We start from the raw sequence: 6,074 nt of genomic DNA, 5'->3' as shown, positions 1-6,074 counted from the left end.
CGAGGTGAAGTTCGCCCATGCCCTTCATGATGGTCTGACCGGACTCGAGGTCGGTCTCGACGCGGAAGGACGGGTCTTCGGCAGCCAGACGGGCCAGACCCTGGGACATCTTCTCCTGGTCGTTCTTGGTCTTCGGCTCGACCGCGATCTCGATGACCGGATCGGGGAAGGTCATGGTTTCGAGCACGACCGGCGAGGACTGGGCGCAGAGCGTGTCACCGGTGGTGGTCTCTTTCAGACCGGCCAGCGCGATGATGTCGCCTGCGAAGGCCTCTTCGATCTCTTCGCGGTTGTTCGAGTGCATCATCATCATACGACCGATGCGCTCTTTCTTGCCCTTGGTCGAGTTCAGGATCGAGTCGCCCTTGTTCATCACGCCGGAGTAGATCCGGGTGAAGGTCAGGGAGCCCACGAACGGGTCGTTCATGATCTTGAACGCGAGGCCCGAGAACGGCTCGCTGTCGTCCGCGTGGCGGGCGATGTTGCGCACTTCCTCTTCGTCGTCCGGCGAGAAGCCCATGTAGGGCGGCACGTCGAGCGGACCGGGCAGGAAGTCGACCACGGCGTTGAGCAGGGGCTGGACACCCTTGTTCTTGAACGCCGAGCCACCGAGAACCGGCACGAAGGACAGCGACAGGGTGCCCTTGCGGATCAGCTCGCGGAGCTTCTCGATCGACGGCTCTTCGCCCTCGAGATAGGCTTCCATCGCGTCGTCGTCCTGCTCGACGGCGTTCTCGATCATGTGCGAGCGCCACTCGTCGGCCAGGTCCTTGAGCTCGTCGCGGATCGGCTGGCGCACCCAGGAGGCGCCCAGGTCTTCACCCTGCCAAACCCACTCTTCCATGGTGACGAGGTCGACGATGCCTTCCAGCTTGTCCTCGGCGCCGATCGGGAAGTTGACCGGAACGGGGGTCGCGCCGGTGCGGTCCTTGATCATCTTCACGCAGTTGAAGAAGTCGGCACCGATCTTGTCCATCTTGTTGACGAACACGATGCGCGGAACCTTGTAGCGGTCGGCCTGGCGCCAGACGGTCTCGGTCTGCGGCTCGACGCCGGCGTTACCGTCCAGAAGGCAGATGGCACCGTCGAGAACCGCCAGCGAACGCTCCACCTCGATGGTGAAGTCGACGTGACCGGGGGTGTCGATGATGTTGTAGCGGAACTTGGTATCCGACGTGCCCTCGGCGGTCGGATCTTCCTGCCACTGCCAGAAGGTGGTGGTGGCGGCGGAAGTGATGGTGATCCCGCGTTCCTGCTCCTGCTCCATCCAGTCCATCGTGGCTGCGCCGTCGTGGACCTCACCGATCTTGTAGGAACGGCCGGTGTAGTAGAGAATGCGTTCCGTCGTCGTGGTCTTGCCCGCATCGATGTGGGCCATGATCCCGAAGTTACGGTAACGCTCCAGCGGATAATCGCGTGCCATGATGGACTGCCTTTCCTGGATTTACCAGCGGTAGTGGCTGAACGCCTTGTTCGCGTCGGCCATCTTGTGAGTGTCTTCGCGCTTCTTCACGGCCGAACCGCGAGATTGCACAGCGTCCAGAAGCTCACCGGCGAGGCGCTCTTCCATGGTGTTCTCGTTGCGCGAACGCGAGGCGTTGATCAGCCAGCGGATGGCGAGCGCTTCGCGGCGCTCGGGGCGCACTTCGACGGGCACCTGGTAGGTGGCACCACCGACGCGGCGCGAACGAACCTCGACCGACGGCTTGATGTTGTCGAGCGCCTCGTGGAACACTTCCACCGGCGCGCGCTTCACCTTGCCTTCGACGCGGTCGAGCGCGTTGTAGACGATTTTCTCTGCGACCGACTTCTTACCGTCGATCATCAGGTTGTTCATGAACTTGGTCAGCACGACATCGCCATACTTGGCGTCGGGCAGGACTTCGCGCTTCTCTGCAGCGTGACGACGAGACATTTCCGTATCCTCTTACTTGGGACGCTTCGCGCCGTACTTCGAGCGACGCTGCTTCCGGTCCTTGACACCCTGGGTATCCAGCACACCGCGCAGGATGTGGTAACGCACACCGGGAAGGTCTTTCACACGGCCGCCACGGATGAGCACAACCGAGTGCTCTTGCAGGTTGTGGCTCTCGCCCGGGATATAGCTGATCACCTCGAAGCCGTTGGTCAGGCGCACCTTGGCCACTTTCCGCATAGCGGAGTTCGGCTTCTTGGGGGTGGTGGTGTAGACGCGGGTGCAGACGCCACGCTTTTGCGGGCATTCCTGCAGGTGCATCGACTTGGAACGTTTGACTTTGGGCTGCCGCGGCTTGCGGATCAGCTGCTGGATCGTGGGCATTTGGGTATCTTCCCCGTGTTTCTCACATATGTGCTGCACGGGGCGTCCCGTGCGGTTCATCATTCAAGGCGCCCTGCGCGTCCGCAGGTCACCGGCGACGCATCACCCCTGACCTGACAGTCAGAGACGACGCAAAGCACCGCATCCGCTCCCGTAAGGGAACGACGCGGTGGGTGTCCAGAGGATCGGGGCCGAGGCCCGGATCGTGACCGCTTCAGTACTGTAGAACGCACCGGACGCACTGGGGCCTCCGGCGAATTGAGGCGCGTATAGGGGGAGTCGCGGACCTTGTCAACATGAGCCGCACCTTGTCAGGACAAAGCGGCGATGCCATGCAGGTCCGGGGCTTGTTTCAGAGGAGCGAGGGCGATGCAAGTGATCGGGCTGTGCCGGTTTTCCTATCCGGCCGAGGGCGGCTTCCAGGTCGAGCACGACGATACCGCCACCCGCGAGGCCTATCTCTTCGCCCCGGCCCGGCTCGAGGAGCGCTTCCGCCACTTCGAGGCGATCTGCCTACCGGGGCTGAAGGCGCAGAGCGATCCCGACTTCACCTTCCTCGTGCTGGTGGGCACCTCCCTGCCCTCCGAGGCGCGCGCGCGGCTCGAGGCGCTGCTCGCGGATTTCCCGCAGGCGCGCATCGTGGCGCGCCCGCCGGGGCCGCATCGGGCGGTCTGTCAGGAAGTGATCAACGCCGCCCGCGACATGGCCCTGCCCTGCCTGCAGTTCCGCCACGATGACGACGACGCGGTGGCGGTGGATTTCGTCGCCACCCTGCGCGAGGCGGCGCTCGATGTCTCGTCGCTGCGGGCCAAGCACCGGCTGGTGGGGTTCGACTGGAACCGCGGCTATGTCGCCCGGCCCGACAAGCAGGGGATCTGCGCCGAGGAAACGGTGACCCCCTACTGGGGCGTGGCCGAGGCGATGGCGGTGGCGCCGGGCGTCAAGCAGAGCACGATGAATTTCGGGCACAACAAGATCATGCGTTTCATGCCCACGGTGACCTTCACCGAACGGCCGATGTATGTGCGCGGCCACAACGATCACAACGACTCGCGGCAGAAGAAGCACGTGAAGCCGGTCGCCCTGCCCCGGCTCGACGCGGCAGGCGAAGCGCTCTTCCGCGAGCGCTTTGCCATCGACGCCGATCAGGTGCGCCGGATCTTTGCCTGAGCCATGGCGCGGCGGCGCAGCTGGCCCTCGCGCCAGAGGTTGAAGCTGCCGGTGGCCACGATGATCGCCGCGCCGATCAGCGTGAGTGGCACCGGCCAGTCGCCAAACACCAGCAGCCCGACCACCAGCGCGATCAGCAGCCCGGTGTAGCGGAACGGCGCGACGAAGCTCATCTCGCCCACCCGCATGACGATCACCGACAGGCTGTAACCGGCGATGATGAAGAGCGTCGCCCCGGTCAGCAGCAGGCCGAGCCGCGGCGTGATCGGCGCCCAGTCCTGCCCCAGCGACATGGTCAGCGCGAAGAGGAACACCGCCACCGACGAGACCAGCGTGACGGTCAGCGACGGCACCGCCGCCGACATCCGCCGGGTGACGAGATCCCTCAGCGTCACGAAGGCGACCGCCACCAGCGCGAAGATCGAGTAGAGGTTGAAGCCCTCGGTCCCCGGCCGCACGATCAGCAACATGCCCGCAAAGCCCGCCGCGATGGCGAGCCAGCGCCGCCAGCCTACCTTCTCGCCGAAGAACACCGCCGAGCCCAGGGTCAGCGTCAGCGGCAGCATCTGCAGAAGCGCGGTGACGTTGGCCAGCGGCATGTGGCGCAGCGCGGTGAGGAAGAAATAGGTCGAGCCGACCTCGGCCACGGCGCGGGTCAGCACCAGCGCCCAGTCGCGGCGCGGCAGGTCGAAGCGCAGCGCGTTCAGGCGCCACGCCAACAGCGCGATGAAGATGCTCGCGAAGAAGCCGCGGATCACCAGCAGCTGCGACAGCGAGATCGCCTCGCCGATCGCCTTCACGCAGGTATCGCCCAGCGTGAAAGCCGCCATCGAGGCCATCATCAAAAGTGCGCCACGGGTGTTGTCGGAAAGCTGTGCCATGCGTTGATCGGTAGACCCGTCGCGGCGATCCGCCAAGGGCAATCCGTTCGACCACGTATGATTTTCGCAAGGCCCTGACTGCGCCCTGCGAATACGAAAAAGCCCCCGCGCATGGCGGGGGCTTTCCCTGTTCAGGAAGAGGCGAGTCTTACTCGCGGCTCTCCGGCGTATCCACGACCAGGTTGTCGAACTCGTCGCCACCGATCACGTCGTTGCCCGAGAAGTCGGCTTCCGGCGCGGCCAGAGCTGCCGCGGCTTCCGCCTCGGCCTTCTTGACCTCGATCACCTTGCCGTCGCGGTCGGTCGCGATCTTGCGCACCCGCTGGGTCGCGCCACCGGTGCCCGCCGGGATCAGGCGGCCCACGATGACGTTCTCCTTGAGGCCCACGAGCTTGTCCTTCTTGCCCTGCACCGAGGCTTCGGTGAGGACCCGGGTGGTCTCCTGGAAGGAGGCCGCCGAGATGAAGGAGCGGGTCTGGAGCGACGCCTTGGTGATGCCGAGAAGGATCGGTTCGCCCTGTGCCGGACGGCCGCCCTTCTTCTCGATCTTGGCGTTGGCCGCGTCGAACTCGGCCTTGTCCACGTGCTCGCCCTTGAGAAGGGTGGTGTCGCCGCTGTCGGTGATCTCCCACTTCTGCAGCATCTGCCGGACGATGACCTCGACGTGCTTGTCGTTGATCTTCACGCCCTGCAGTCGATACACGTCCTGCACCTCGTCGATCATGTAGTTGGCCAGCGCCTCGATCCCCATGATGGCGAGGATGTCGTGCGGCGCCGGGTTGCCGTCCATGATGTAGTCGCCCTTCTGGACATAGTCGCCCTCGACCACAGGAATGTGCTTCCCTTTGGGGATCATGTATTCCTTGGTCTCGAGCGTGTCGTCGACGGGCTCGATCGCGATACGGCGCTTGTTCTTGTAGTCCTTGCCAAAGCGCACGTAGCCGTCGATCTCGGCGATGATCGCGTGGTCCTTCGGACGGCGTGCCTCGAAGAGTTCGGCCACACGCGGCAGACCACCGGTGATGTCCTTCGTCTTCGCACCTTCGCGCGGGATACGCGCCACGACGTCACCGGCCTTGACCTCCTGCCCGTCTTCGCAGGACAGGATCGCGTCCACCGACATCGGGTAGGTGATCGGGTTGCCGGCCGCGTTGCGGACGGGCTCGCCGTCGCCATCCATCAGGATGATCTCGGGCTTGAGCTCGTTGCCCTTCGGAGCGGCACGCCAGTCGATCACGATCTTCTGGGTCATGCCGGTGGCGTCGTCGGTCTCGTCGCGCACGGCAAGGCCGTTCACGAGGTCGACGTGACGGGCCACACCGTCGGCTTCGGCGATGATCGGCAGGGTGTACGGGTCCCACTCGAACAGCTTGGTACCGCGCGACACGGTCTCGCCTTCCTTGACGAAGAGCTTGGTGCCGTAGCCCAGCTTGTGGCTGGCGCGCTCGACCCCGTCCTCGCCCTGGATGATGAGCTTCATGTTGCGGCCCATCACCAGCGTCTCGCCGGAGGTGTTCTCGAGCGTCGAGGCGTTCTCGAAGACGATCACGCCTTCCTGGCTCGCCTCGAGGAAGGACTGCTGGCCACCCTGCGCAACGCCGCCGATGTGGAAGGTCCGCATCGTCAGCTGCGTGCCCGGTTCACCGATCGACTGTGCCGCGATGATGCCGACAGCTTCGCCGGTGTTCACCATCGTGCCGCGTGCAAGGTCGCGGCCGTAGCAC

At 64.7% G+C, this 6,074-nt stretch carries 5 protein-coding genes and 1 pseudogene; 1 reads left to right on the top strand and 5 read right to left on the bottom strand.

The annotated features are described in order from the left end of the window. From fusA to rpsL, 3 genes are all read right to left on the bottom strand, one after another. On the bottom strand, nt 1–1,423 hold a 1,423-nt coding region (gene fusA / locus AC6RA4_RS22645), incomplete at its 3' end, for an elongation factor G (protein WP_500164155.1). Nucleotides 1,424–1,444: 21 nt separating this feature from the next. Then, on the bottom strand, nt 1,445–1,915 hold the full coding sequence (gene rpsG / locus AC6RA4_RS22640) for a 30S ribosomal protein S7 (protein ID WP_222601858.1): 471 nt from the start codon (nt 1,913–1,915) through the stop codon (nt 1,445–1,447). Nucleotides 1,916–1,927: 12 nt separating this feature from the next. Next, entirely contained in the window at nt 1,928–2,299 is a 372-nt protein-coding gene (rpsL, locus tag AC6RA4_RS22635) for a 30S ribosomal protein S12 (RefSeq protein ID WP_007118826.1), read from the bottom strand. Nucleotides 2,300–2,668: 369 nt separating this feature from the next. Between rpsL and AC6RA4_RS22630 the strand changes: the two genes are divergently transcribed. Beyond that, nucleotides 2,669–3,469, top strand: coding sequence for a glycosyltransferase (locus tag AC6RA4_RS22630; protein ID WP_500164153.1), 801 nt, complete (start codon nt 2,669–2,671; stop codon nt 3,467–3,469). On the opposite strand, the gene AC6RA4_RS22625 is transcribed toward AC6RA4_RS22630, so the two are convergent. After that, nucleotides 3,445–4,350, bottom strand: a complete 906-nt coding sequence (locus tag AC6RA4_RS22625) for a DMT family transporter (protein ID WP_500164151.1) — start codon at nt 4,348–4,350, stop codon at nt 3,445–3,447. The genes AC6RA4_RS22630 and AC6RA4_RS22625 overlap by 25 nt on opposite strands. A gap of 148 nt (nt 4,351–4,498) precedes the next feature. Next, nucleotides 4,499–6,074 (bottom strand): annotated as a pseudogene (locus AC6RA4_RS22620) (DNA-directed RNA polymerase subunit beta'); the annotation flags it as partial.

The organism is Salipiger sp., from assembly GCF_059781815.1.
This window is presented reverse-complemented; position numbering and strand designations above follow the sequence as displayed.